21 protein-coding genes and 1 pseudogene are annotated in these 25,250 nt (G+C 44.6%); 8 read left to right on the top strand and 14 right to left on the bottom strand.

Annotated features, from left to right (window positions below):
* Positions 1-118 precede the first annotated feature (118 nt).
* From GCU44_RS07560 to GCU44_RS07540, 5 genes are all read right to left on the bottom strand, one after another.
* Entirely contained in the window at positions 119-463 is a 345-nt protein-coding gene (locus GCU44_RS07560; protein ID WP_154855661.1) for a hypothetical protein, read from the bottom strand.
* Positions 464-510: 47 nt separating this feature from the next.
* Positions 511-786, bottom strand: a complete 276-nt coding sequence (locus GCU44_RS07555) for a hypothetical protein (protein WP_154855658.1) — start codon at positions 784-786, stop codon at positions 511-513.
* A gap of 873 nt (positions 787-1,659) precedes the next feature.
* Complete coding sequence (locus tag GCU44_RS07550) at positions 1,660-2,823, bottom strand: 6-bladed beta-propeller (protein WP_154855656.1); 1,164 nt, start codon at positions 2,821-2,823, stop codon at positions 1,660-1,662.
* A gap of 58 nt (positions 2,824-2,881) precedes the next feature.
* The gene (locus tag GCU44_RS07545) at positions 2,882-3,142 is read right to left on the bottom strand and encodes a hypothetical protein (RefSeq protein WP_154855655.1); all 261 of its coding nucleotides are present in this window, start codon (positions 3,140-3,142) and stop codon (positions 2,882-2,884) included.
* Positions 3,143-3,648: 506 nt separating this feature from the next.
* Positions 3,649-4,461: a hypothetical protein gene (locus GCU44_RS07540; protein WP_154855653.1), complete on the bottom strand. Its 813-nt coding sequence runs from the start codon at positions 4,459-4,461 to the stop codon at positions 3,649-3,651.
* A gap of 20 nt (positions 4,462-4,481) precedes the next feature.
* Here GCU44_RS07540 and GCU44_RS07535 point away from each other — a divergent pair, with 20 nt between their 5' ends.
* Both GCU44_RS07535 and GCU44_RS07530 read left to right on the top strand, forming a co-directional pair.
* On the top strand, positions 4,482-5,378 hold the full coding sequence (locus GCU44_RS07535; RefSeq protein WP_154855652.1) for a lysylphosphatidylglycerol synthase transmembrane domain-containing protein: 897 nt from the start codon (positions 4,482-4,484) through the stop codon (positions 5,376-5,378).
* The gene (locus GCU44_RS07530; protein WP_154855649.1) at positions 5,371-6,972 is read left to right on the top strand and encodes an ArnT family glycosyltransferase; all 1,602 of its coding nucleotides are present in this window, start codon (positions 5,371-5,373) and stop codon (positions 6,970-6,972) included. Before GCU44_RS07535 ends, GCU44_RS07530 begins: the two co-directional genes overlap by 8 nt.
* Positions 6,973-7,174: 202 nt before the next feature.
* Here GCU44_RS07530 and GCU44_RS07525 read toward each other — a convergent pair whose 3' ends face one another.
* From GCU44_RS07525 to GCU44_RS07510, 4 genes and pseudogenes are all read right to left on the bottom strand, one after another.
* Complete coding sequence (locus GCU44_RS07525) at positions 7,175-8,062, bottom strand: hypothetical protein (protein WP_154855647.1); 888 nt, start codon at positions 8,060-8,062, stop codon at positions 7,175-7,177.
* A 3-nt stretch (positions 8,063-8,065) separates the two neighbouring features.
* On the bottom strand, positions 8,066-9,220 hold the full coding sequence (locus GCU44_RS07520) for a 6-bladed beta-propeller (RefSeq protein WP_154855645.1): 1,155 nt from the start codon (positions 9,218-9,220) through the stop codon (positions 8,066-8,068).
* A 61-nt stretch (positions 9,221-9,281) separates the two neighbouring features.
* The gene (locus tag GCU44_RS07515) at positions 9,282-9,524 is read right to left on the bottom strand and encodes a hypothetical protein (RefSeq protein WP_154855643.1); all 243 of its coding nucleotides are present in this window, start codon (positions 9,522-9,524) and stop codon (positions 9,282-9,284) included.
* Positions 9,525-10,349: 825 nt separating this feature from the next.
* Positions 10,350-11,279 (bottom strand): annotated as a pseudogene (locus GCU44_RS07510) (Rpn family recombination-promoting nuclease/putative transposase).
* 873 nt (positions 11,280-12,152) lie between these two features.
* Here GCU44_RS07510 and GCU44_RS07500 point away from each other — a divergent pair.
* Together GCU44_RS07500 and GCU44_RS07495 are read left to right on the top strand one after the other, a co-directional pair.
* Positions 12,153-12,758 carry a DUF922 domain-containing protein gene (locus GCU44_RS07500; protein WP_241684869.1) on the top strand — a complete coding sequence of 202 codons (606 nt, stop codon included), beginning with the start codon at positions 12,153-12,155 and terminating at the stop codon, positions 12,756-12,758.
* A gap of 118 nt (positions 12,759-12,876) precedes the next feature.
* On the top strand, positions 12,877-13,407 hold the full coding sequence (locus GCU44_RS07495; protein ID WP_154855637.1) for a DUF4924 family protein: 531 nt from the start codon (positions 12,877-12,879) through the stop codon (positions 13,405-13,407).
* A gap of 9 nt (positions 13,408-13,416) precedes the next feature.
* On the opposite strand, the gene GCU44_RS07490 is transcribed toward GCU44_RS07495, so the two are convergent.
* Positions 13,417-15,351 (bottom strand): AAA domain-containing protein, encoded by a 1,935-nt coding sequence (locus GCU44_RS07490; RefSeq protein WP_154855635.1) that lies wholly within the window; start codon positions 15,349-15,351, stop codon positions 13,417-13,419.
* A 76-nt stretch (positions 15,352-15,427) separates the two neighbouring features.
* Between GCU44_RS07490 and GCU44_RS07485 the strand changes: the two genes are divergently transcribed.
* Together GCU44_RS07485 and GCU44_RS07480 are read left to right on the top strand one after the other, a co-directional pair.
* A complete protein-coding gene (locus tag GCU44_RS07485) occupies positions 15,428-16,033 on the top strand; it encodes an acyl carrier protein phosphodiesterase (protein ID WP_154855633.1) in 606 nt (201 codons plus the stop codon).
* Positions 16,020-16,469, top strand: a complete 450-nt coding sequence (locus GCU44_RS07480) for a hypothetical protein (RefSeq protein WP_154855631.1) — start codon at positions 16,020-16,022, stop codon at positions 16,467-16,469. Before GCU44_RS07485 ends, GCU44_RS07480 begins: the two co-directional genes overlap by 14 nt.
* Positions 16,470-16,485: 16 nt before the next feature.
* Here GCU44_RS07480 and GCU44_RS07475 read toward each other — a convergent pair whose 3' ends face one another.
* From GCU44_RS07475 to murI, 3 genes are all read right to left on the bottom strand, one after another.
* Complete coding sequence (locus GCU44_RS07475) at positions 16,486-17,535, bottom strand: M42 family metallopeptidase (protein ID WP_154855629.1); 1,050 nt, start codon at positions 17,533-17,535, stop codon at positions 16,486-16,488.
* A gap of 17 nt (positions 17,536-17,552) precedes the next feature.
* Complete coding sequence (locus tag GCU44_RS07470) at positions 17,553-19,436, bottom strand: amidophosphoribosyltransferase (protein WP_154855627.1); 1,884 nt, start codon at positions 19,434-19,436, stop codon at positions 17,553-17,555.
* 142 nt (positions 19,437-19,578) lie between these two features.
* On the bottom strand, positions 19,579-20,394 hold the full coding sequence (gene murI / locus GCU44_RS07465; RefSeq protein ID WP_154855625.1) for a glutamate racemase: 816 nt from the start codon (positions 20,392-20,394) through the stop codon (positions 19,579-19,581).
* A gap of 380 nt (positions 20,395-20,774) precedes the next feature.
* On the opposite strand from murI, the gene GCU44_RS07460 reads away from it, so the two are divergent.
* Both GCU44_RS07460 and GCU44_RS07455 read left to right on the top strand, forming a co-directional pair.
* Positions 20,775-21,125, top strand: coding sequence for a hypothetical protein (locus GCU44_RS07460; RefSeq protein ID WP_154855623.1), 351 nt, complete (start codon positions 20,775-20,777; stop codon positions 21,123-21,125).
* Between the two features lie 97 nt (positions 21,126-21,222).
* Positions 21,223-22,587: a sigma-54-dependent transcriptional regulator gene (locus GCU44_RS07455; protein WP_154855621.1), complete on the top strand. Its 1,365-nt coding sequence runs from the start codon at positions 21,223-21,225 to the stop codon at positions 22,585-22,587.
* Here the strand turns inward: GCU44_RS07455 and GCU44_RS07450 are convergent.
* Entirely contained in the window at positions 22,584-25,151 is a 2,568-nt protein-coding gene (locus GCU44_RS07450; protein ID WP_154855619.1) for a hybrid sensor histidine kinase/response regulator, read from the bottom strand. The genes GCU44_RS07455 and GCU44_RS07450 overlap by 4 nt on opposite strands.
* Positions 25,152-25,250: the final 99 nt, after the last annotated feature.

Genomic DNA, 25,250 nt, shown 5'->3' with positions numbered 1-25,250 from the left:
GCTCTATTATCGGGAAATCGGTCTTTAAATTCGAATATAGACAGACTCTTATACTTCTTTTCCATAAAATCAGCGTTTAACGACAATATAGCCTTATTCCAACCATTTAACAAACGCCTTATTCAATCGAATTAAAATCAAATTTTTGATCAAAATCAAACAAGATCTTACTTTTTAATTCACCCTTCTTGTTATATTTAAATATTCCAGATGCAAAATCTTTATCAAGAATATAAAAGTGGTCAAATGCAAAAACTATTCGATCGATTTTTCCGAGAATTATTTCATTATCCAACTTAATGATATTCAACTGATTACCTATTTCGGAAAAGTTTAATGATTCTCGAACCTGAAGATTAGAAATAACCCTCATTTCATTAGCCTCTTTTATGGCCGATTCATTTTTTGGATTGCAAGCAAGTATTAATACCAACCCACAAAAAATGCTCATTGTTACTCTCATAATTATTAAAATATTCCGGGAGAAAATCTCCCGGATTGAAAAGAATTTTAACAAGGTTCTTGCCAATTTGCATAGCAGCAGGGATCTCCTGTGGTTCTACACCTGATTTGAAGAGTCCCATTACAGCTTTCCCATTTAATTTTCCATGAAGAAGGTGGATCACAAGCACCGCTTCCTGCCACCGCATTCTCCAAAGCCACTTCTGTTTCCGAAAACACCGCCTCCGCACTACCGACACCTACCTGCCAGCCGGCCACCATCAAAAAAGCTACCACTCCCAGTGAGGCCATTAGTCTTTTGGAATTTTTAAATAATCTTTCCATAATTTTTTAGGTTTTTGTAAACATAAATATTTTATGGAGGCTAAGCTGCAAAAAAAAACATTAGTTGCAAGTATTTTTATGAAAAAATATAAAAATAATTAAAAACAATCTTTTTTTAAGCATGTATTGTATTTTTAGGGGGAGACGGAGTTTGTGCTTTATTTGTGAAGCCTTTTTACCACGGATTCGCACAGATTTTTTAAGTGTCAGGATTGACCCATTTTTTTGTCTCGAGCTGGGTGTAGATTGCATCTACATCCCTTTTATCCTTTTATTTACGCCAGTGAGGCATTTGCAATGCCGGGTCCATGGACAGAACGTTAGAAAAATCATTTCTGAAAGCGAGTGCGTTTAGCCATTGCTAATGGCTTTTGGGTGGTTCCTAATTGTTTATGACTCCGAAGATAGTACCGCCACCCCTGCTTTAATCTGTGATAATCTGAGTAATCTGTGGTGCACCTTTTTTTCACCACGGATTCATACCGATTTTCACGGATTCTTTCTGGTGCCAGGATTGACCTCACTCAGTAGCATTCTCCACCCATTCTTTAATCTGTGTTAATCTGAGTAATCTGTGGTGCAACCCTTTTTTTTAACCACAGATTCGCACAGATTTTCACGGATTTTTTAGGTGACAGGGTTGATCCTTCGACTGGGTGTAGATTGCATCTGCATCACTTTTATAATTTAATTTACGCCAGCAAGGAATTTGCAATGCCGGGTCCTAAGGACTGACCGTTTAAAAAATCATTCCTGGAAAAGTATGCGTTTAGCCATTACAAATGGCTTTTTGGCGGGTTTTATCTGTTTGTGATCCCAAAGATAGCAGGGTGACGTGGTGGCATACTTCACCGGTCTCTGCGCCTTGTTCAATTATTCCTTAAACTTAGCTAAAATTAATACATGATTATCATTTTCCATAATATCTTGATTATCATAAACGAGCTCATGAAGATTACTTTCTTTTACCCCAATCAAATTTTTATCTAATTTAAATTTTTTTTTGTAATTGTCATAGATAAAATTTGAATTCGTACGAAAAACCACACTGCTATCATTAACAGTCCAAGGCATTAGATCTAAGGGAAGACCATCTATGTTATTTTCTAAATTTCTTCCCTGATAAATGATAGTATCTTTTTCATCCATTAGAATAAAATGGCCACCTCCATTTTCTTGTTTCACATACATTAAAAATAAATTTTTAGAAACTGGAAGATAATTTCCAATTTCATATACGAGTCTATTCTCGGCTAGATACTCAAATTCTTCAACCAAGTTAGAAAATGAAAACCGCAAATCATTTTTAAAATTATACTTTCCAAAATCATATTGCTTAAGCTGATCTAGAAACCCGTTTGAATTAAAAAAAGCAATTTCATATGTAAACGGAAGGTTAAACAAAAATCTTTCAGAGTCTCTAATCTTTAAAAAACCAACATGATTTTGATACAACCTCTTTTCTAAATTCTCAGGAATCGGAATAAATCCTGATACGGATCCATCATTTCCTATCCTGATTACCCTATCTCCAACTAGATCTGAGTCGTTATTTAAATAATATTGAGTAAACGACTCTTGTTTAAAAAATTTTCCTCTTAAAAATATATTTTTCTCCTCGCTAATTACCTTTCCATCTAAGTTAAATTTGATCCATTTTTTTAGAAAACCATCTTTAATTATCAACGTATCTTTATAAATTTGAAAATCATCAATGGTTTTAAATTCAAATGGACCCTCTCCTTCCGAATCCAATGTCTCAATAACATTGCCTTTCTTATCATAAATAAAAAGAATATTTTGATCAATATCTGATACGTAAATTCTTTCTTTACTAAAAACAATCTTTGAAGGAGATATCAAAAACTGATCTTCCGTATTGGACAATAGAATATAATCTAATCCTGAAAAAAGGTCAGAGTAACTTCCAGATTTCGATGTTTCTAAATCAATAAAAATCCTTACGTCTCTATTACGATCATTACAAGCAATAAAAACAATAGCGAACAAGAATAAATACAAATGAGTATTTCTCATGATATTTGGGCGTTAAATCAAGGCAACCAAGAATTTGGTTGCCTTTTTATTTTAATAATTAACATGCATTCAAAGGCTCTTCACAACCACGCCATTCATGATCAACACAACGAAAGCACTGGCTTCCATCTGGCCTTCTACCAACTTCTAAATCCTTGAATGTTCCACTCCCCCCAAAGGAATTCTCCAAAGCCACTTCCGTCTCCGAAAACGCTGCCTCCGAATCACCGATGCCAAATTGCCAACCGGCTACCATCAAAAAAGCCACCACTCCTAGTGAGGCCAATAATATCCTGGAATTCTTTAATAGTCTTTTCATAATTTTTTAGGTTTAATTTAACTAACTGTCTTACAGGAGACAAGATGCAAAAAAAAACTATTCGTGGCAACTATTTTTTTAAAAAAATATAAAAGAAATAAAAAACAATCTTTTTTTTAGCATGTATTGTATTTTTAGGGGGTAGTGCGGATTATGCTTAATCTGAAGGTTTTTTTCACCACAGATTCTCACAGATTTTTTCTCTTTTACGCCTGAGCTGGGTTTGTAACTACATCCCTTATAGTATCTAATTTACGCCAGCGAGGCAGTTGCAATGCCGGGTCCCTTGGACAGACTGTTTAAAAATCGTTTCCGTAAGCGTTCATGTTTAGCCAATTCAAATGGCTTTTTGGCGGGTCTAAATTGTTTGTAATCCCGAAGATATCAGGGTGAAGTGGCATACTTCACCCAGTGGCGGTAACATTCTTCACCCATTCTTTAATCTGTGTTAATCCGCGTAATCTGTGGTGCACCTTTTTTCTTAAGGACTGTTACTTGTCCCCTTCCTACCCACTGTTTAGAAACTGCCACCAGGAAGCCTGATCCTTCATGGGATGGTGCTTTCCTTGTTGTAGGGCTTCCTGTATCAGATCTTCCCGCCTGTGAAAGGCCTCTTCCCACAGCGAGGACCAGAAAAGTGGTCCGTGCGGAAAATGCCGCTGCATCGTCCCCTGTATTTCCTCCCAGTCCCGGTCAGCAGCCCCGGCCCGGAAGGCTTCCCATTTTTCTCGTTTTTTGCGCATATAGGCTGCGTAAGGATCCCCATTTATCGGTGCGGTCTCTATCTCCAGCTCACGAAGCAGCAGGTCCCTGAAAAATACCGCAAATCCCGTACGAATATCCGACAGACCCGGGTTTTCGGATGGTGAATCAAAAAACCAAAAATTCCTCCCCAGTTCATAGAAAAAAAGGTGGTCATGCCGGCCCCTGGTTACAAATTCCCTGTAGACCCGCTCAAATTTTTCTTCGGTGATCTCCATGCCTTTCTGACCGATCCTGCCGCAGCCCGGGCCACAGGTTAGTGGAACTATGGCCAGCGGCAATTTCTCCGTATTAAAGGCAGCGGGTGCCGGTTCCCTGCCCATGAGCGCAGCCGCCAGTGCATAGGCCCGGTCATAGGTCTGTAGCATTGCAGCCAGGCTGTCTGTAGCATAATCTCCTTCGTTATAAAGTAAAACGATATGCCGGCTTTCCAGTGGGATCAATTCAGAAAATCCGCCGGTAAAATGGGCATAGGACAGGCGGTTATCTCCACAGCCCGGGCAACATAGGATCAGAAAATAAACAAATAATACAGCCAGGCTATTGGATTTTATCATATTTATTGTTTAGTTAGTGCATGAATAAACTCAAAAAGAAGGATATTGCCAAGTGGCTGCTGAAATTTGTACTCTCAGCCACGGCACTTTTTTTTGTTTTCCGTATCGTAGATCCGGATGCGATTTTTGACGCCATTTTTTCAGCCGATCCTTTTTATTTGCTCCTGGCTTTTCTGGCCTTTAATCTTTCCAAAGTTTTGTCCGCTTTTCGGTTAAACCATTACTATTCCGCCATTGGGGTGAAGATTTCCCAAAAATACAACCTGCTGCTCTATTATATCGGGATGTTTTACAATCTCTTTCTTCCCGGCAGCGTGGGTGGAGATGCTTACAAAGTCTACCTGCTGCGTCAGCAGGGCCTCGGAGGCACCAAAAAGCTGCTGCTGGCCACCCTCATGGACCGACTGAGCGGTCTGGCCTTATTGGTGCTGCTTACCTTTGGCCTGGTTTTGTTCAGCAGCCGGCTGATGGACATGCCCTATATCGGACCGCTCAGCTTCTCCGGGCTGCTGCTTACCCTGCCCCTGTTCTGGATTGTCAACCGCCGGTTTTTTCCGGAGCTGTTTACCGTGATATTGCCTACCCTTCACCTTTCCTTTTGGGTACAGTTGGGGCAGTTGCTTTGTGCTTTCTTTATTCTGCTGGCGATTGGTGTTGAAGTAGGATATCTGGACTACCTGATTTTGTTTATGGTATCCTCCGTGGTAGCGGTACTGCCTTTTACCCTGGGTGGCGTGGGCGCCAGGGAGCTCGTTTTCCTTTACGGCTATCAGTACCTGCTTATAGAAGAGCGTCTTGCCATTGCTTTCACCTTCTTGTTTTTTACCACCCTGGCAGTCTCTTCCCTGGCCGGCCTTGCACTCTCACTGCTGCCCCTGCCGGAGAGCGGACCTTCTCCCGTAATTGCCGATGAATGATTGGCTCAGGTTGTTTTTTATTGCCTACCTGCTGCTGGGCACCTGGCTGATAGCCGACTACGGCATCAGCATGGACGAACCCATACAACGCAGGCATGGCATGGTGGCATTTGAATATATCAGGGACCTCTCAGGCTTATTTCCGGATGTGCCCAACCAGACCGGGGCGCACCTGCCTACCTATGACCACCGGGATTATGGGATGCTATTTCAGACCCTGGCTTACGGCCTGGAGCTTGCCCTGGGTATAGACAATAGCCGGGACGTATTCCGGCTCCGCCACCTGATGGTGTTTCTGTTGTTCTGGGCTGCCTGTGTGGTTTTTTACCGGCTCCTGTACCGCAGGTTTGGGTCCGTCGCCCTTGCGATGGCGGGGGTTTTGATGTTCATCCTCAGCCCCCGCATCTTTGGGGACAGCATGTACAATCCCAAGGACATTCCCCTGCTCTGCTGGTTTGTGTTTGCCTTTTACACCCATATCCGCTTTGTAGACCGGCGGGACCGCTACGGTCCTGTGCTCCACGGCCTTGCCTGTGGGCTGGCCATAGGCAGCAGGGTAGTAGGAGTGGTATGGCCCCTGATAAGCCTGGGCTACCTGAGTTTGCATTTATTGGTCCTTAGGAATGAAAAAGGCTACCTGTTCGCTTTTCTGAAACGCACGGCAAGTTACCTGATTTTTCTGCTGCTGTTCACTTTCCTGCTATGGCCGGTATTGTGGGAGGATCCGGTAGGAAGCTTTCTGCACTCCTTCAACAGCATGAAACGTTTCCGCTGGTATGGGGAGATGCTGTACATGGGGGAGCTGGTGCGATCTACTGACCTGCCCTGGCATTACATTCCGGTATGGATAGGTGTTACCACGCCGCTTTCCTTTTTGGTGTTGATGGCATTGGGTATAACAGGGATGGTAAAACGGAACCTGAAGGGGAAATGGAGGTGGCTAAAAAACCGGACTGCGGGAATTGACCTGGTCGCAATGGGCGCACTGGCGATCCCATTGGGGTCGGTGATCGTTTTGGGCTCTGTGCTTTACAATGGCTGGAGGCACCTGTATTTTGTGTACCCTTTTCTGGTCTATGCCGGTGTATGGGGGATGCATATATTTTGGGTTTGGTACCGGAAAAAAAAGCGGTTGCGCTCCGTCCGTTTGTTGCTGGCCGGATTACTCCTGCTCCTGGCAATAGACCTGGTACATACCGTCTACGTAATAGTCCGCTACCATCCCCATCAGAGCGTCTACTTCAACGCTTTGGCAGGCGATGTGGAACGCAACTTTGAGCGGGATTACTACGGGGTATCCTACCGGCAGGGGCTGATGCGGCTTTTGGAAAACTATCCGGAAAGGAAACTCCGGATCTACAGCCGGGATTTTATCGGCAAGATCAATACGATGAACTTTCCCAAAAAAGAAGCTGAAAGGCTGGTATTTGTAGACCGCATCGAGGAGGCGCAATTTTTCGTGACCTTGTTTAATTTCCGGTCCGGGCAGGAATACCGGGAATTTACCCGGGGGGAGTTTCCCTTTGATCAGCCGGAGATGTTTAGTATCCGTGTTCGTAGATACAGGGTATTTCAGACGTACAGGCTAGAATAAAAATAAACACCAAATATTTCTAACATGTTTCCTGTGTTTCTTAACCAGACACAAAAATTGTGAAGCAGCATGAATGAAGCTATTCATTGTTTGTTAACAACTTTTATAACAAACTAGGAGATTAAATATGTTCTCCTTCGATAAGAATTGCAGCAGTTTGGGCTAGAGTTCTCGGTCCACAATATACGATTTTTTAAAGTATCTAATCAACCAAAAACTCTACCATGAACGCAGCAAAACTGTTATCAGGAAGATCTGCCACCCACACCCTGTTTGGGTGGCTAAAGAAAATTGATTTTATCCCAGACTTCGAGAAATTCTGTTTTGAAATGGTGAATGAATTAGATTCTTCCCATTGATCAAGTAATATAAATATAGAATCCAAGTAATCAGGAATAGATATGGGTGGTTCAAATACTACTTCGTTCCACCCAATCTGATTAACTTCAAATAACATTGCTTTGGGTGCCAAATCCATAAATTTATCAAGGGTATAGACTTTCATTGGTTTAATTCGAAGCATTTCTTTATTACCCAATATTCTTATATCAATCAAAATACTGTCTTTTATAAATGAAGATCCTACATGAAAAAATAATTTAGAAATGAATATTTCTTCTCTTTTAGGAGTTTTTACAAATGAACCATACCTCATATCATTTAAATACATTTCACCCGAATCACTAAAAGACCCTAATTTTCTTGCTCTTTTCTCTTCTTTCACTAAGTAGCTTGAATCTCCAACTAATAATGTTTCCAATCTTTTAGTTTTCACCTCAAAAGTTTCTAGTAATATATCATTAACCTTTATCTTTATTTCACCTAAATTACTTATTTTATCAATAGAAATAAGTGTGTCATCAATAGCAAACCCTGAAATTAAAATTTCATCAGTAACTATACTGTCTGGATTAAATCCTACTATACCTTCGGAATTGGTTATTAAAAATTCTTTACTTGGAAAAAACGAAATCTTACGATTAGGTAAAGCTTCATTTGTAGTATCGTCAACCAGTTTAATTTTGATCGATTGAGAATAAGCACTCGAAAATCCAAGAAAAAATAGCGTTAAATAATACAATAATTTCATGATTTAATTTTTAATCTGATAGAAAAGCAAGTAATTTAAATTTTCTTCACTAAATACATCTCCTAAGTTAGACTTAACGTCAAATTCTTTTTGTTCATACTCTATGTATTCTTTTGGGATTACGGATATAAACAAGTCATTCTTAAAATCAAACGTCATGGGAAATGGAAGTGTACCTCCATTTTTGTCATCAACAAAGGAAGAAATGTTAAATTCTTTTTCGGAATTTTTATCATAGAAAAAAAAATTCTGATCCAATCCTTGTCGATACCAAAAGGACAACCAATCTTCAGTAGCCATCAAAAAATGTTTAAATCCCCTATATTTCTGTTCAAAAAATTTTCCTGCTATAGTTTCTTGATCATTAGTAAATAGAAGCTGTTTGGGAATATGGTAGGAACCCCAATTTATAACATATTCCGCTAAGATATCATCTCCCTTAAAAGAATAAATTGTATCATTGAATATGTCCGAAAAATAAATCCTGTCAGCGTATTTATAAAACCTTTGAGGAGTATCAAATTCATCTCTACCAGGAACATACGGGATTGAGGAATAAATTAAATGATCAAAACTTTTGTTAAAAATTTGTAGTTTGTTAGATCTCTGATCTGAAAGTCCAAAACGATCTTCATCAGCATAAACAAAAAATTTGTCTTGAAAAAAATTCAATTCAATTAATAACAAATTAACTGGTAAATTTCCATAATAAATTTTGCTATAGATATTATACTTATGAATTACCTGAGTACTTCTTTGATATAAAAATAATGTATCCCCCAAAATCTCAAAATCTTCCAAATCCTGAAATGTACCTTTACCTTCACTTCCATCAGCATAGAATGCATTGATTAAATTCCCTGAATAATCAACTATATGAAGTGCAGCATTAAAATCATCAAGAATCCCAATTTTTTTATCAAAAACTTTGATTTTATATATTTCAGCAATTTCGGGAATATTCTTAGGTATTTCTATAGGTACATAATAAAGAGAGTCAAATATTTTTGAAAATTTCAATGGTTTGGCAATATTATTAATATTAATATTCACCACCATTTCTGAGTTTTTTGAATTAAGCGATCTCGAATTTCCGTCGTTATTGGTTTGACAGCTAATTAAAAGAATAATTAAAAATATTGAAATATACTTGTTCATATTATAATTATAATTATAAAAATATAGAACTGCCTTTTTAAGACAGTTCTATAATAATCATCTAGCATGGGTGACAAACCCACCCTGGAGCAGGTTTACATCCTTTTTTAAATGTCATATTTTTTTTGTCAATAAACTGGCAAATAGTATCACTCCCCGCCACCGCATTTTCCAATGCCAGTTCCGACTCCGAGAACACAGCACCCGTTGCACCGACACCAAACTGCCAGCCGGCTACCATCAAAAAAGCCACCACTCCAAAAGAAGCCAATAATTTTCTGGAATTTTTAAATAATCTTTCCATAATTTTTTAGGTTTTTGTAAACTAAATATTTTATGGAGGCTAAGCTGCAAAAAAAAAACCATTAGTTGCAAATATATTTTCGGAAAAACATAAAAAAAATTAAAAACAATCGTTTTTTAAGCATGTATTGTATTTTTAGGGGGAGACGAAGTTTGTGCTTATTTTCGAAGTCTTTTTACCACGGATTCGCACAGATTTTCACAGATTTTTTTGGCTCTCGACTGGGTGTAGATTGCATCTACATCCCTTTTATTCCTTTATTAACGCCAGTGAGGCATTTGCAATGCCGGCTTCATGGTAAGAGCTTTAGGGAAATCATTCCTGGAAAAGTGTACGTTTAGCCATTGCAAATGGCTTTTTGACGGATCTTATCTGATTGTGATACCAAAAATAGCAGGGTGAAGTGGCATACTTCACCCAGTGGCGGCATTTTCCACCCATTCTTTAATCTGTGTTAATCTGAGTAATCTGTGGTGCATCCTTTTTTTCACCACGGATTCGCACAGATTTTCACGGATTTTTTAGGTGTCAGGATTGATCCTTCGACTGGGTGTAGATTGCATCTACATCCCTATTATTCTTTTATTAACGCCGGCAAGGCATTTGCAATGCCGGCTTCATGGCAAGAGCTTTAGGGAAATCATTCCTGGAAAAGTGTACGTTTAGCCATTGCAAATGGCTTTTTGACGGATCTTATCTGATTGTGATACCAAAAATAGCAGGGTGAAGTGGCATACTTCACCCAGTGGCGGAATTATAAGTCAGTCATTACATCAAGATAAGGACTCCGAAGTTCCTTTAGTTTGAGATAGAAAAACCTAATGCTCATTTTAACTTTTCCTTATCCTTTAGGATTTTCACTACTTCCTCTTCCTGCAATTTTACTATTTTGGCTATTTTTGGCGTTTCGAATCCTTCGTCAAAGAGGCTAAGAATAACCTCGCTTTTTTCCTCGAGTTTCCCTTTTTCAATTCCTAATTTTTCTCCTTTTTCGATAAGCATGGTATAGGTTGTCATAATTTTCTCTTTTAAAGGTTCGGGAATTGATTTTATAGTTTCGCCCAGTTGGGCTTCAGTAATTTCGGAAACATTTAAAGCATATACAACGACCATCTCCAAAAAGTTCCTGTTTGTACCCTCTAACGGTAGCAGCCGGAAGATGCGTTCGAAATCTTCCTTCAGTTTTGTCGGATTGATGCGCCACTGCTGTGCGAGTATGGCAGCCTTCATCATAGTGCTTCGCATATCCATTAGCTGATCTTTGCGGATCGTTTTCAGGTCTATGAAGATATGATTGAGCCTCGGCAAGAAGTCTTTTACCTCCTTTGGGTAGTTTTTGAACAGGTCTGAAAGATTTCCGACTTTCCAGTTTTTCTTGCCTTGAAAGTAAATTATCGGAATGATGGGTTTTAGTTCTTTATTTTCTGAAAGACATTTTTTCCAGTGCGAAAACAAATAATACCCTATCTGAAACAGCACATTTCGGTCCGATGATGATTTGTGTTCGAAGAGCAGAACGACATCGGTTTTGATCGTATTATCGGATTTGAGGGAAACTTCGAATACCAGATCCTAAAAGTGCTCTTTTAAGATTTCATTGATATAGGTTTCTTTAAGTACAGTAAGGGATTCTAAATTAAATTGTTTCACCAATGTATTTGGCAAGAAGCGCTCAAAGAATGCCACAGCTCTTTCCGAATCGGAGAATGACTCCCTGACGAATATATCGTGTATGTTGTGGTAGCGTTTTGCCATGATACAAGATATAAAAAAAAGTGTATTTAGTGTATTTTTTGTTTCCGCTTGATTCCGGTAGATGGGCGGTTTTAGGTGATGATTACCATTTGAAGAAATAGAATACGAACGATTACCTTTCCGATTTGTACCCCCCGGATTTTTGCCGGTAGCGGCTGCCGTTTTTCCTCGTTTCGCTCGACTGGGTGTAGATTGCATCTACATCCCTTTTATTCCTTTATTAACGCCAGCAAGGCATTTGCAATGCCGGATCCATGGACAGAACTTTAGGAAAATCATTCATGGAAACGTTTAAATTTAGCCATTTCAAATGGCTTTTTGGCGGATATTATCTGTTTTTGATACCAAAAATAGCAGGGTGAAGTGGCATACTTCACCCAGTGGCGTTTTTTATCTGTGTTAATCTGAGTAATCTGTGGTGCACCTTATTTTATCACCACGGATTCGCACAGATTTTCACGGATTTTTTAGGTACCAGGATTGACCTCACTCAGTAGCATTCTCCACCCATTTTTTAATCTTTGTTAATCTGAGTAATCTGTGGTGCATCCTTTTTTTCACCACGGATTCGCATAGATTTTCACAGATTTTTTTAGCCTCCAAAATTGACCCGTTTTTCTTACTTTTTATCCGAGTTACTATGCGTATCCTGTGGTGAATCTTTTTCGCTCGTACTGGATTATCCCCGATTAGCCGAGTGATCGGCGGTACCAGCATCTCGCAGGTTGGATTTGTTTGCAGAATCGCAGATATTTGAAAGCTGGTGGAACGCCGCTCGGTAAAAAGACCAGTATCCAATCGGATTTCTGGTCCCCAATCCATTGAAAGCAGGGCCGAGAAATCACAAACGATGCGAAGAAATACCGGGATTTAATGAATAGATATGCTTTTCTCTGTGTGGCAGCCACCCTGTTTTTTTGTGGCAGCCTGCTTTCGGGGTCGATTCCCAAAGACCTGCCCAAACGAGGAAAGGTGACGGTCTCTCCCAACCGAACCCTTACCTGGGAGGATTTTAAACAGGTGGATGTCATCCGGGACAAAAGCAGCATCAATGCCATTTGCCTCAGCACCTGCGAGGTGGAGATCCTGAAGGTCCATACCTACCCCGACCACATACAGCTGGAAATCAATGCCAAAATCCAGCTGCAAAAGGACCTGTCTCAGGTGAGCCGGGATTTTCTGAGCCGCTCGGATGAGGCCACCAAAAAACAGGTATTGCACCACGAAAACGGTCATTTCGCCATCGCCCAGATCATTGGGTACCGCATTGTCCGGGATGTAAACGGCCGGGCATTTGATCCCGACCAATACAAAGCCCAGCTGAACGGCATCATCCGGGAAAACTTCAAAGACTGGAAAAGGCTGGACTCTCAATACGATGCCCAAACCACCAAACCCCGAAATGCCGACGCGCAAAAGCGTTGGGATGCATTTTTTACCTCAGAGCTGCTGGACCTACGGCAGACGATCTACCCCTAAGCCATGAAATCGAGCATGACGAGAACGTCACCCAGTGGGATGATTATAAAGCATGCAAGATTCTCCCGATTCAGGATCGGGACAGGCTATGTGGCTACTCAAAAACAATTATAAACACATGAAATCGATTGCCGAAAAAAAGAAAAACGAGCACCTGATCGAATACATCCTGTACCTGTACCGCATGGAAGACCTTATCCGCGCCTATGGATTCAACAGGGAAGACCTGGAGCAGTATGTATTGACGCACAAGAACGTAAGCCCGCAAGACCGGACCGAAAGCAAAGCCTGGCTGGCCGAACTGGCCGATGGGATGAAACGGGCCGGAATTGAAGAAAAAGGCCACCTACCCGAGGTGCAGGTCCTGGTGGATCGGCTGGCAAACTTTCACTGGAAATTACTCAAACGGGACCCGGACTACCTGGCCCTCTACCGCAAAGCTCAGCCTCACCTACTCTCCCTGCTTGCGGACCTTACCGAAGAAAATCCCGGTCACGAAATTCAGATTTTTATCCATACGCTCTACGGATTGTTGCTGAGCAAATTAACCGGTAAAAAAGCCCCTGAATCCATTTTGGCCGCCGCCGCCCAATTTGGGGAAGTGCTTTCTTACCTGGATGCGCGCTTTCGGGCTTCCGAACAGGCCTGAGACCGGGACTCACTGGCCCCCATCCCAATACTCGTACACACTGTGGTAGCAGTCGTTTGCCTGCACGTGATCCAGGAATGCCTGGTAAAACGGATGGGTGCCTATGGTGGCACTATCCCCCAACACAATGAGCTTGCGCTTTGCCCGGGTGAGTGCCACGTTCATCCTTCGGGTATCGCTTAAGAAGCCAATCTCTCCCTGGGGATTGGAGCGGGTAAGGCTGATCAGCACGATATCCTTTTCCTGACCCTGAAAGCCGTCTACGGTCTGAATGGAAATGGCGTCTCGCTTTTGTTTCAAAAACATCCATTCGGGATCTTCGTCCAAATACTGCCGAAGCAACCGCACCTGCGCGCTGTACGGGGCAATCAGCCCGATTTCCCAATCCCGCTCAGCATTGGCCTTCCAACCGATTTTTCGCATCAGATTGGTTAGCAAGGTCAGAAGCATCTGTGCCTCTTCCTTGTTGCCGGTGCTGAGGGTTTCCCGATCCTGAAATTCTGTAAAACCACTGCCCGCCGTATCGATAAATTCCATCACCGGTTCTTCCGGGCGCAGGTAATGCGAAAGCGTATTGGGAGCTGCCTGCAAAGCCTTTCCGTAGAAGACCGCATTTGGAAAAGCCATGATGCCTGCTGGCATTCGGTATTGAATGGTAAGCATGTGGGAGGCCTGGGGATGCCTGGCAATGGCCTTCTCAAAAAGGGTATGCCGCAGACCTTCGGCCGCTTTTAGGGATTTGATGGTCGGGGGAAGCTGGCAGTGATCGCCGGCCATCACCAGCTTATCGGCGATTAAAAGGGGAATCCAGGCGGCAGGTTCCAGCGCCTGTGCAGCCTCGTCCATAAACACAATCGGAAAGGTTTTCCCTTTGAGCAAGGATGACGCAGCCCCTACCAGGGTGCAGGCGATTACCTGACTGGAGGCCAGGAGGTCCTGCTGCATGTAGTCGTGCAGCTGCCGCGCCTCTCCAAAACACCTCCGGGCTTCTTCCATGTGTTGGTTTCGCTTCTCCCGTTCGGCTGCACCAAAATTCCGCTTGAATTTTTGTGCCGATCGTTTCAAAGCCTCCCCGGATTTTTTCAGGTTTTTATAGATTTTGTAGGAAGGATGGCTGAGAATTTTTGCATCCAGCGTTTGCAGGATCAGGTTTTCGTCGACCCTGGAAGGGTGCCCAAGGCGAAGCACCTGCAGGTCCTCGGCGACGAGCTTTTCCACCAGCACGTCCACTGCAGCATTGCTGGGCGCACAGACCATTACCCGGGCATGCGTGCGGGACGCCTGTAAGACGGCCCTTACCAAGGTGGTCGTCTTGCCCGTTCCCGGAGGCCCGTGTACAACGGCGAGGTCCCGGGCCTTCTGAATGAGCGCCAATGCCTTGTTTTGGCTTTCGTTGAGACCGGAGTCTTCCGGAACGGAACCATCGGAAAAGACCGGCACCTCCTCACCAAGCAGTACATCCCGAAGGCGGGCAAGACGGCCATCGGCTACCCGAATTACCTGCTCCATGGCTTGTTCCATGGCTTTGTAGGAAGATTCGTCAAAAAGGAGTTCCGCGCCAAGTTTTCCCTCGTGTATCCAGTCCGGCAACTGTTCGGTGTGAAGGCTCAGGGTCATCTTGTTTCGCTTTACGCCGTTGACCACCCCGTTCACAAATTTCTTCCGACTGTCGTTTTCTCCGGCATTGGAAAAAAAGCTGATGGATTTGCCAGACTGAAATGCGTGGGATTGGGAAATTTCTGCAGTGCTGATCTCTACGACGAGCTGATCCGAAAAAGCCCACCTGACTTTGAGTAAATCCACTGGATACCAACACATTCCGGAGGCTACCTTTTCTTTGAGCGACTTTCGGTAGGTAAGGTTTCGGAATTGATCCCGGTCTTCCTGCCGCTCCAGCTGCAAAAGTTTAGTAGTATATGCTAATTCTTCCCTTATATTTGCCATTTCAATTTTTCCTTTTTTGACAGGCAAAGATTAAGAAAATCATTCTATTAACCAGTAAAAAATAGTTGAAGATCAGGTGAATTTTCTTGCGCATGCATATTTATCCTTCAATGATCCTAAGGTGTTGGTGGGGAATTTTATCGGGGATTTTGTCAGGGGAAACCTGGAGGAGCAGTTTGCAGCGGAAATCGTGACGGGAATTTTACTCCACCGGGAGATCGACGCATTTACAGACAGCCACCCCCTGGTGAAAAAAACCCAGGAGCTGCTCAAACCGAATTTCGGCAGGTATTCACTGGTCATCACCGACATGTTTTTTGATCATTTCTTGTCGCGAAACTGGAACGACTACGACGAACGGAGCATCCAGGTATTTACCAGCTGGGTATACGAGGTAATTGAAGCGAACGAAGCGATCCTGCCCCAAAAATTTCTGGCACCATTTACCTACATGAAACGGGAAAATTGGCTGGCGGCCTACGGCACCATGGAAGGGATACAACGTTCGTTCACCGGGCTTTCGTACCGGACGACCTTTCCTTCCAACATGGAACGTGCCCCCGCATTTCTCCGGGCCCACTACGCCTTTTTTGAGGGAAGTTTCAAACAATTTTTTGAGGAATTGATTGTTTTTTCAAAGGACAAACTGAACCAACTGCGGCAGGAAGATGATTCACTGTAAACCCAAAAAAAGCACCTACCTGATTCTAAGCCTGATTGTTCTGGCGTTAACGGCCGGGCTGGCTTTTTTGCTGAACGATTTCTACCGAAGCCGGGAATTTCCGCTGCTTTTTTACCTGATCGGAAGCAGTTTACTGACCGTCGTGCTGCTATTGATCCTGGTAAAGATGATGGCGGGATACAAGTTTTTGGCAGCCGGAAAGGAGCAAATTGTCCTTTGGATGCCGCTCAAAGGACAACGAAGAACCTATCCCATACAGGAACTGCTTGCCTGGCAGGAAGAAGAAGTAACCGCCAATCAGCGCACCTTCAAGCAACTAATCCTGGTTTTTTCCGACAAATACTCCTTCTCCCTGAGCAATCAGGAACACCTTGGCTACGAGGAATTAAAAAAGTACCTGTACCGAAAAGCAGCCAAAAAGCGGGTAAAAACCTGATTTTAAGACACCGCTCCTAGGGCTTCCAGTCAAAGCCATCCATTTCTTCCAGGCAGGCGCGTAGCAGCCGGATGCTTCCGGCCACGTCTGCTTTATTGGCCATTTCGATCACCTGATGCAGGTGTCGGGTGGGGATAGAGATCGCACCTGCAATGGCTCCCTGCTTTCCCATTCGCTGCACACCGGCTGTATCGGTACCGCCCGCCGTCAGTATTTCGGTTTGAAAGGGGATGTTGTTCTTGCTGGCCGTTTCTTTCATAAATTGCACCATCCGGTAGTCACAAATGGCGGAAGAATCCATGATTTTGATGGCAGTTCCCTTGCCCAGTTCGGTGATTTTCTCGTGTGCCGCCGCTCCGGGCAGATCAAAAGCGATGGTGGTATCCAGTGCAATCCCAAAATCCGGATTGATGTGGTGGGCGGATACCTGCGCTCCCCGCAGTCCCACCTCTTCCTGCACGGTAAAGGTGGCGTACACGTCATAAGCGGGCGACTCCAATTCCCGGAGTGTCTCCAGTAGGATAAAAACAGCGATTCGGTTATCAATGGATTTGCAATTCACGCAATTACCCATTTCCACCAATTCCCGCTCCCGGGTAATGGGATCGCCTACCTGTACCCATTTTTCTACCTCGGCCTTGTCCATACCCAGGTCGATGAAATAGTCGGTAAGCTTGGGCAGTTTGGTTTTTTCTTCGGAGGTCATCACGTGAATGGGCTTGCTTCCCATTACCCCGATCAGGTCTTTTTTACCGTGAATAAGCACCCGCTGAGCGGTCAATGTCTTGGGATCAAAGCCACCCAGGGGGTGAAACCGCAAAAAGCCATTTTCGTCGATATGGGTGACGATAAAACCGATTTCGTCCATGTGGGCCGCCACCATCACCCGCTTTTTTTCGGGGTTCCGCTTGCCTTTCTTGACCGCGATCACGTTGCCCAGATTATCGATCGTCAGGTCATCCACCAGGCCCCTTACTTCGGATAGAATGAAATCGCGGATTCTTTTCTCAAATCCGGGTGCCCCCGGCAACTCACAGATTTGCTTTAGTAACGCTACGTTTATCATTCGCTGTGTTTTTATGATTAATAGGCCCGGATCACTTTGCCTTCCATGTAGTTGACAAAGGCCTTGTTCACCACGCGCATGCCGCCTTCTGTGGGAAAATCTCCGGTGAAGTACCAATCGCCCCGGTGAGCAGGACAGGAGAGGTGCAGGTTTTGCACGGTCTGGTAAATCACGTGAACCTCGGCCTCGATGCTCTCGGAGGTGATGATTTCAGCAATTTTATCGGAGATCTCCTGGTCGGAAAAGGGTTCGTAGATGGCTTTGACAAAATTCTCCTCGGCGTCCGGATTGGCGATGCATTGATCGTACACCTGATCCAACACATACTCCATGTCCCGTTGGCGGAGTAGCTCCACTACCGCCCGGAAAGCGACAAAATCCCGCATTCGGGACATGTCGATGCCGTAACAGTCCGGAAACCGGATTTGAGGAGCGGAAGAAACGATAATGATCCGTTTGGGTTTCAGTTTGTCCAGGGTAGTCAGAATGCTTTTTTCGAGCGTGGTGCCCCTGACAATGCTGTCGTCTATCACCACAATGGTATCGACCCCGGAGCGAATCACCTCGTAGGTCGTATCGTACACATTGGACACCATCACGTCCCGGTCGGAATCATTGGTAATAAAGGTTCTCAACTTCACGTCCTTGCTGACCAACTTTTCCACCCGGGGCCGGAAATTCAGCAGGTCCTCCAGGTCTTCCAGATGGGGTTTTCCCTCGATCAGAATTTCCCTTCGTTTGGCACTTAGGTAGTCTTCCAGCCCCTCGATCATGCCGTAGTAGGCCGTTTCCGCCGTATTGGGTATGTAGGAGAAAACCGTGTTCTTCAAATCAAAATCGATGGCTTTGAGAATTTGGGGGACAAGCGCCCGTCCCAGATTTTTACGCTCCCGGTAGATATCGGGATCCGTCCCCCTGGAAAAATAGATCCGCTCAAAACTGCAGCTCTTTTTTTCGCGAGGCGGGATAATTTCGTGCTCCGCATAGGATCCGTCCTTGGCAAAAATTAGGGCGTTACCGGGCTGAATTTCCTTGATTTGCTGGTAATCGATGTTAAAAGCGGTTTTTATGGGGGGTTTTTCGGAAGCCACGACGATAATCTCTTCGTCCGCATAGTAATAGGCAGGGCGAATGCCACTCGGGTCCCGGACAACAAATCCCGCCCCATTTCCAACCAAACCAGCCATGGCATAGCCCCCGTCAAAATCCCGGCAGCTTCTGCGAAGGATCCTGGCGACGTCCAATTCCTGTTCGATCACCTCCGTAATCTCCCGGTTGGTGAACTGCCCTTTGTATTTGTCAAAAATGCGCTGGTTTTCCTCGTCCAAAAAATGGCCGATTTTTTCCATCACCGTGACCGTGTCGGTCTTTTCTTTGGGGTGCTGCCCAAGTTTGACCAGGTTGTCAAAGAGCTCCTCCACGTTGGTCATGTTAAAATTTCCCGCCATCACCAGGTTTCGGCTGCGCCAGTTGTTTTGTTTCAAAAACGGGTGGCAGGTTTCGATGCTGTTTTGGCCGTGGGTTCCGTACCGGAGGTGGCCCAGCCAGACTTCCCCCGAAAAAGCGGTGTGCTCCTTGATCCAGGAGGCATCCATCAGATCTTCCTCGCTGCCGGCTTTCTTCGACTTTTTGTATTTTTTATTTATTTTCTGAAAAATTTTGGTGACCGCTTCGGATTCCACCGAACGGTACCTGCTAATATACCGGGTACCGGGGGGGGTATTGATCTTTATATTGGCGATTCCTGCACCGTCCTGGCCCCTATTGATCTGCTTTTGCATCAGCACATACAGCCGATTGGCTGCATAAAAGGGCGTTTTGTATTTGTCAATGTAATACTGTAACGGTTTCCTTAGCCGGATCAGGGCAATCCCACATTCGTGTTTGATCTGGTCACTCATAGTCTACTGGCGGCGTGAATGAAAGAACAAAGTTAATCCTTTTTTTAGGAATAAAATTCCGAATGCTACCAAACTTAATTAAAAAAATATAAAAATAGCACGCGTATCGCCAAGGTGAAAAACGCAATTTTTCGGGAAAAAACTACTCCCATAGCGGATATTTTTGCAATCGGATTTGTTTGCCAAAGAATAGTTTGGTCGTCTCCTCAAAGGACACCGTGTAATCGGACACCAAAAACCGGTCATCGGAGCCGGATTGGGATTTTGCCAGGAGCTGATGGTAGCCCAGAAAAGCCGCCACCGATTTTGCGACCGTTTCCGATGCATCGATCAGGTCTACCTTTCCGTCATAATATTCCCGGATTTGCTTCTTGATCAACGGGTAATGGGTGCAACCCAAAACCAGGGCTTCGATATCCGCCAGGACCTCCTGAGAAAGGTAGGAGGCGACAATTTCTTTGCTAATTTTTTCCAGGTGAAAGCCTTCTTCGATCATGGGTGCCAGCAAGGGAGTTGCCAGGGATTTGAGTTGTATGCCGGCATTCAGGGCGTTGATTTTTTGCAGGTATACCCCCGAACCTACGGTTTGTTTGGTACCAATAAGCCCCACTTTCTGTCCTGCATGGTTTTCCCGGAGGTAGTCCACGACCGGATCGATCACGTTCACCACGTGTGCTTTTGACGCCACGTAGGCTTTGACCAGTTCGTAGGCGGCTGCAGAAGCCGAATTGCAGGCAATAAGGATCAATTTACAGTTTTGCTGCAACAGCACGTCCGCGATCTTTACGGAGTAGGCTTGAATGGCAGCCGTACTTTTGTCTCCGTAGGGCAAGTGGGCGGTGTCGCCAAAGTAAATGAGTTGTTCGTCGGGAAGGATCTTTTTCACCTCCCGGGCTACGGTCAACCCCCCGATGCCACTATCAAAAATCCCTATCGGTGCCTGTGCTTTTGTGCCCATTGCCTACATGCAAATTCGTTAACGCTAGTCCAAGCAGAATTATTATGAAACAAAACGGCCGGGATTCCCTCCCTTCGACGAAAAATACCCGGATTTCAGGTTGCCTTTTCTTTTGTTAGGGAATCCAGGTTCAATTTCATTTTAAAAATTCCCTCATTGAAATAAAACCCCCGGATTCACGCATCCGGGGATCTGCAAGCGAAGAGTTAACATTTATTTAAACTGGGACAAAGATACAAAAGATTTCTGTAGGCACAACGGGTACAGGACTGCATCAACATGGGTAGTTATTACACAGCTGTATACCCTACCCGCTTCGGAGGGGGTGAAATAGAAAATGGCACAATTCCTGCATACCCATTCCTAAGAAAAAATAAACCATGAAGCAGCAAGTAATTTTTCGGATTGGCCTACTGTCGGTACCGGTGGTGGTTATCTTGGTTCTGCTCAGCGGCTTGCTGAAAACGAACAGACCTACCAGCAACCAAAAAGGCATGGAATCCGTATACTTAGCCAGTAAAGCGGATACGCTGACCATCGCTGCAGAAGATCTGCCGGCCTCCGTAAAAAATGTGATTCAGACCGACAGCCTTATCAACGACCTCAAAATTACGGCCGTACGAAAAATATCTCAGAAAAACGATAACTACTACGACGTATGGTTTCTGGACAGTGATAACTTCAATATCATGGTAGTGTACAACAAAGACGGAATGATCATCAATCAGTAATTGACACGAAATACAGCTAAGCCAACGATTACCAGAAAGCACTGATTGCGAAGTCGGTGCTTTTCCTTTATATTTATCCATATTTGGCTGACTACCCATGGCAAAAATCCTTTTGATCGAAGATGACCTCACCTATTCAAAAATTATCAAAAATTTTTTGGAGAAAAACGGCTATGAAATAAACAGCTGCACGAAAGTGGCGGAGGGCTTACAAGCATTCGAAAAAAACAAGGCCGATCTGATCATCACCGATTACCGGCTTCCGGATGGCACCGGAATGGAGGTACTGGATCAGGTAATAGGTAATTACCCAGACACACCGGTCATACTGATCACCAACTATTCGGACATCCGCACCGCGGTAAAATCGATGAAAATGGGGGCGTTTGAGTACATCACCAAACCCATCAACCCGGATGAGCTACTGCTTACGGTAAGACAAGCATTAAAAAAGGAAACCAAACGGCCTGACCCGGTTTCACCGAATAGACCTGCGCCTGCCCGGACCGACGCCGTGGACCTAAGCTATCAGATTGGGAACAGTAGCGGCGCCTTACAAATCGAGAAACACATCGAGTTGGTCGCGCCCACCGATTTGAGCATCATCGTGCTGGGCGAAAGTGGCACCGGAAAAGAGTACATTTCCAAACGAATCCACCAGAAATCGAAACGAGCCAAGGGCCCTTTTGTGGCGGTGGATTGTGGTGCCCTTTCCCGGGAACTAGCAGGAAGTGAATTGTTCGGTCACGTAAAAGGTGCCTTTACCGGGGCCATTGATCACAAGACCGGACATTTCGAGAACGCAAACGGGGGCACGATTTTTTTGGATGAGATTGGAAACCTAAGCTACGAAATTCAAATCAAACTACTTCGCGCAATACAGGAACGCCAAATACGCAAAATCGGCGGTAATAGAGACATCTCAGTCGATGTACGCATCATCGCAGCAACCAACGAAGACCTACAGGAACTGGCCAAATCGGGGCAATTCCGGGAGGACCTCTTTCACCGGCTTAATGAATTCAGCATTACAGCGCAGCCGCTTCGCGAAAGAAGGGAAGACCTTCCGTTTTTTGCCAGGCTTTTTCTGGAAAAAAGCAACGAGAGCCTGGAGCGTAACGTGACTGGATTCAGTCCGGAAGTGGAAAAAATATTTGGGGAATACCACTGGCCAGGTAATCTCCGGGAACTCAAAAACATCATTCGAAGGGCCGTCTTGCTTACGGGTGAAGGAGAGGTACAAAAAGAGGTGATTCCTTCCGAATTATTGGACCGGGAAGACCTCCCCACCAAAGACATCCATTCGGCCACCGACTTGAAGTTCTCCTTCGAAGAACAGGAAAAGTCCCTGATCCTCAAAACGCTGGAGGAAATGAAATTTAATAAGTCAAAGACGGCAAAAATGCTCAATATGGATCGAAAAACCCTGTACAATAAATTGGAGAAATACGGGTTGGATTAATCCGCAAGGGCGTAGCCAAATCGCTCCGCCAGGTCTTCCAGCAAGTCGTTGATTTTTTCTGTTAACTCCCAGACCAGCTCCTGAATCTTCTCTGTCTTTCCGATTTTTAACTCGGATTCGATGGCCTTCGCAATGCTTCTTTCCTTGATCTTTAGCTGCCCAAGCCTGCTGGATAGCTGGTGCGCGATGGCCTGAATTTTCTCGTAATCGCCTTCGTCCACCGCCTTGTTGATCCGAATCAAATCCAATCCAGTCTGGGTATAAAACCCTTCCAGGATATCTTTAAACAAATCCTCGTCCCCCATGCAGAACTTTTTGATGTCCGAGAGATCGTAACCTCCCTTTTCCTCGGTTCCTTCGATTCGATACGGGTTTGGAGCAGCAGGCCCTGCTTCCACCTGTACCACTTCTTTTTGCCTGGGGGCCTGGGTTTGCCGCAGACAAGCGGTGATTTTTTCAATCAGCTGCGACTCGTTGAATGGTTTCAACAAAACCCCTTCGAAGCCTTCCTTTACCAGGCTTTCTCTCTCCCTGGCAAACACATTAGCCGTCATCGCAAGAACCGGCATGTTACGATACTTCGGAATACCCTTGATCCTGCCGAGCACCTGATAGCCGTCCACTTCGGGCATTTGGATGTCCAGAAGGGCCAGGTCAAAATCCGCTTCTACAAAATTTTCTTCAAACTCCAATCCCCCGGTATAGGCGATCACCTCCGCTCCGCTATTTCGCAGCAGCAAGCTGGCAAATTTCAACCCCATCTCATCGTCATCGACCAGCAGGATACGCAGGCCCTCCATCCGGTCCAGTTGAACCCGGGGAATCTCGATTTCCTCCTTTTTATCAAGTAGGGTGGTCGGCAAAGAAACGATAAATTGGCTTCCCGTTCCCGGTTTACTGATAACATCGATTTTCCCTTCCTGCAGATCAACGAGTCGCTTCACAATGGCGAGCCCCAACCCGGTTCCCCCGTACTTTCGGGAAATACTTCCATCACCCTGACTAAACTCTTTGAACAGGTTTTGCTGCAAGTGCTGCGACATGCCGGTTCCGGTATCGCATACCTGCAACACGAGGCGACTGTTCTTTTTCTCAAAATAGACCCGAAGCAGTACCTTTCCGGAATCGGTAAATTTAATGGCGTTGGAAAGTAAGTTCGTGAGGACTTGATTGATTCGTAGCTCATCTCCAAGAAAAAAGGTGCCTCTGGGAAGCAAGATGGAAAAATCCAGGGCAATTCCTTTCTCCAGCGCCTTTTGCCGGAAAAACGAATGCTGGTTTTTGAAGAAAGGCAAGGGATCGATGATCCCTTTTTCGATTTTGATCTTTCCGGCTTCAAGCTTGGAGAAATCCAGGATATCGTTGACGATACCCAAGAGGGTTCCTGAGGCAAAGTGAATCATTTTCACAAATTCCTGCTGATCGGAATCCAATGGCGTCTTGGACAAGGCGTCGTTGTACCCCTGAATCACGTGTAGGGGATTGCGGATTTCGTGACTCATACTGGCCAGGAAATCTTGCTTGGTCCTGGCAAGATTATCCGACCTTTGCTTAGCTTCTGCCAATTTCTCCTGGTAGGTTTCCGATTTTTTTATCTCCCGAACAATACTGAAAATAAAACCGGAAGAACCGATCACACCAACAACTATAAGTAGCCCTAAAAGAAACGAAAGCTTATACGTGAGCGCATAGGCCGATTCGTTTTCGGCTTTGGACTGGAGCAGGGCTTCATCCTGCAGCGATGCAACGATGTGCTGAATATTAATGATCAACGACCGGTTTTTTTCGTTGAGTTCCTGTTCGAGTTCACGTAGTCTGGATCGGAGAAATTGCTCTTCATTATTGATGTCGAGTACCATCTGCCGGACGGCGTAGATGATGGAGTCGGATCCGGAGAGGGGCTGCGCATTTTCCGGGTTGACCCGGTTCAAATTCAAGCGAAGCATACCCAGGATTTTTTCCATGTCCTGCTTGCCTCCGGCAGCAAGTAACCCATTTGACACTTGTTCTCTGTTGGCTTTGTCGGATTTTTCCTCGCTGGGTTTACTTTCCGAAACAGGCCCGGAATTGATTCCAATCCGAATTTTTCCCAAACTTTGCAGGCGGCTTAGTTCTTCCTTCCGCTTTATTTTCCGTTCGATATTGTTGAGGGCCTCCTTGCTGAAATTCCGGTTGTATAAGCTTTTTTTGACTTCTTCCAAGCCCTTGTAGACCACCATCAGTTCGTTGACGCTGTAATTGATTCGCTTCACCTGGTTCAGTTCGGCCGAGTCGGCCACCATCGCTTCCAGTCCTTGAATCTCCTGCTGGATTTGCTGGTAGTAATTCACATTCTCCGAGGAGTCGTTTTCACTTTGAGAGAAAACACTTCTGGACTTATCCAATTGGTAGATATCTGCCAGTAATTTATTGAGGTTGCGCAGCTTCTCATTGGGTTCGGCCAGGGATTCTACCGATTCCAACAGTTGCTTGACGCTGTAAATGGTTAGTACACCGGCCCCTACGATCAGGCAGATTGCCAGAAAGAACCCCAGTATTACTTTAATTCTTGCGTTGAATTTCATATAAATGGTTCATTTTATACGTACCGATGACCTTTGTCGAACTACAGCGCTTAAATGTAACCATAAATTGCAGATTTTTATATTTAACCCGTTGAAAAT

Origin of the sequence: Cyclobacterium xiamenense, assembly GCF_009467825.1 — a bacterium.
In the GTDB taxonomy this organism is placed as follows: Bacteria; Bacteroidota; Bacteroidia; order Cytophagales; family Cyclobacteriaceae; genus Cyclobacterium; species Cyclobacterium xiamenense.
This window is presented reverse-complemented; position numbering and strand designations above follow the sequence as displayed.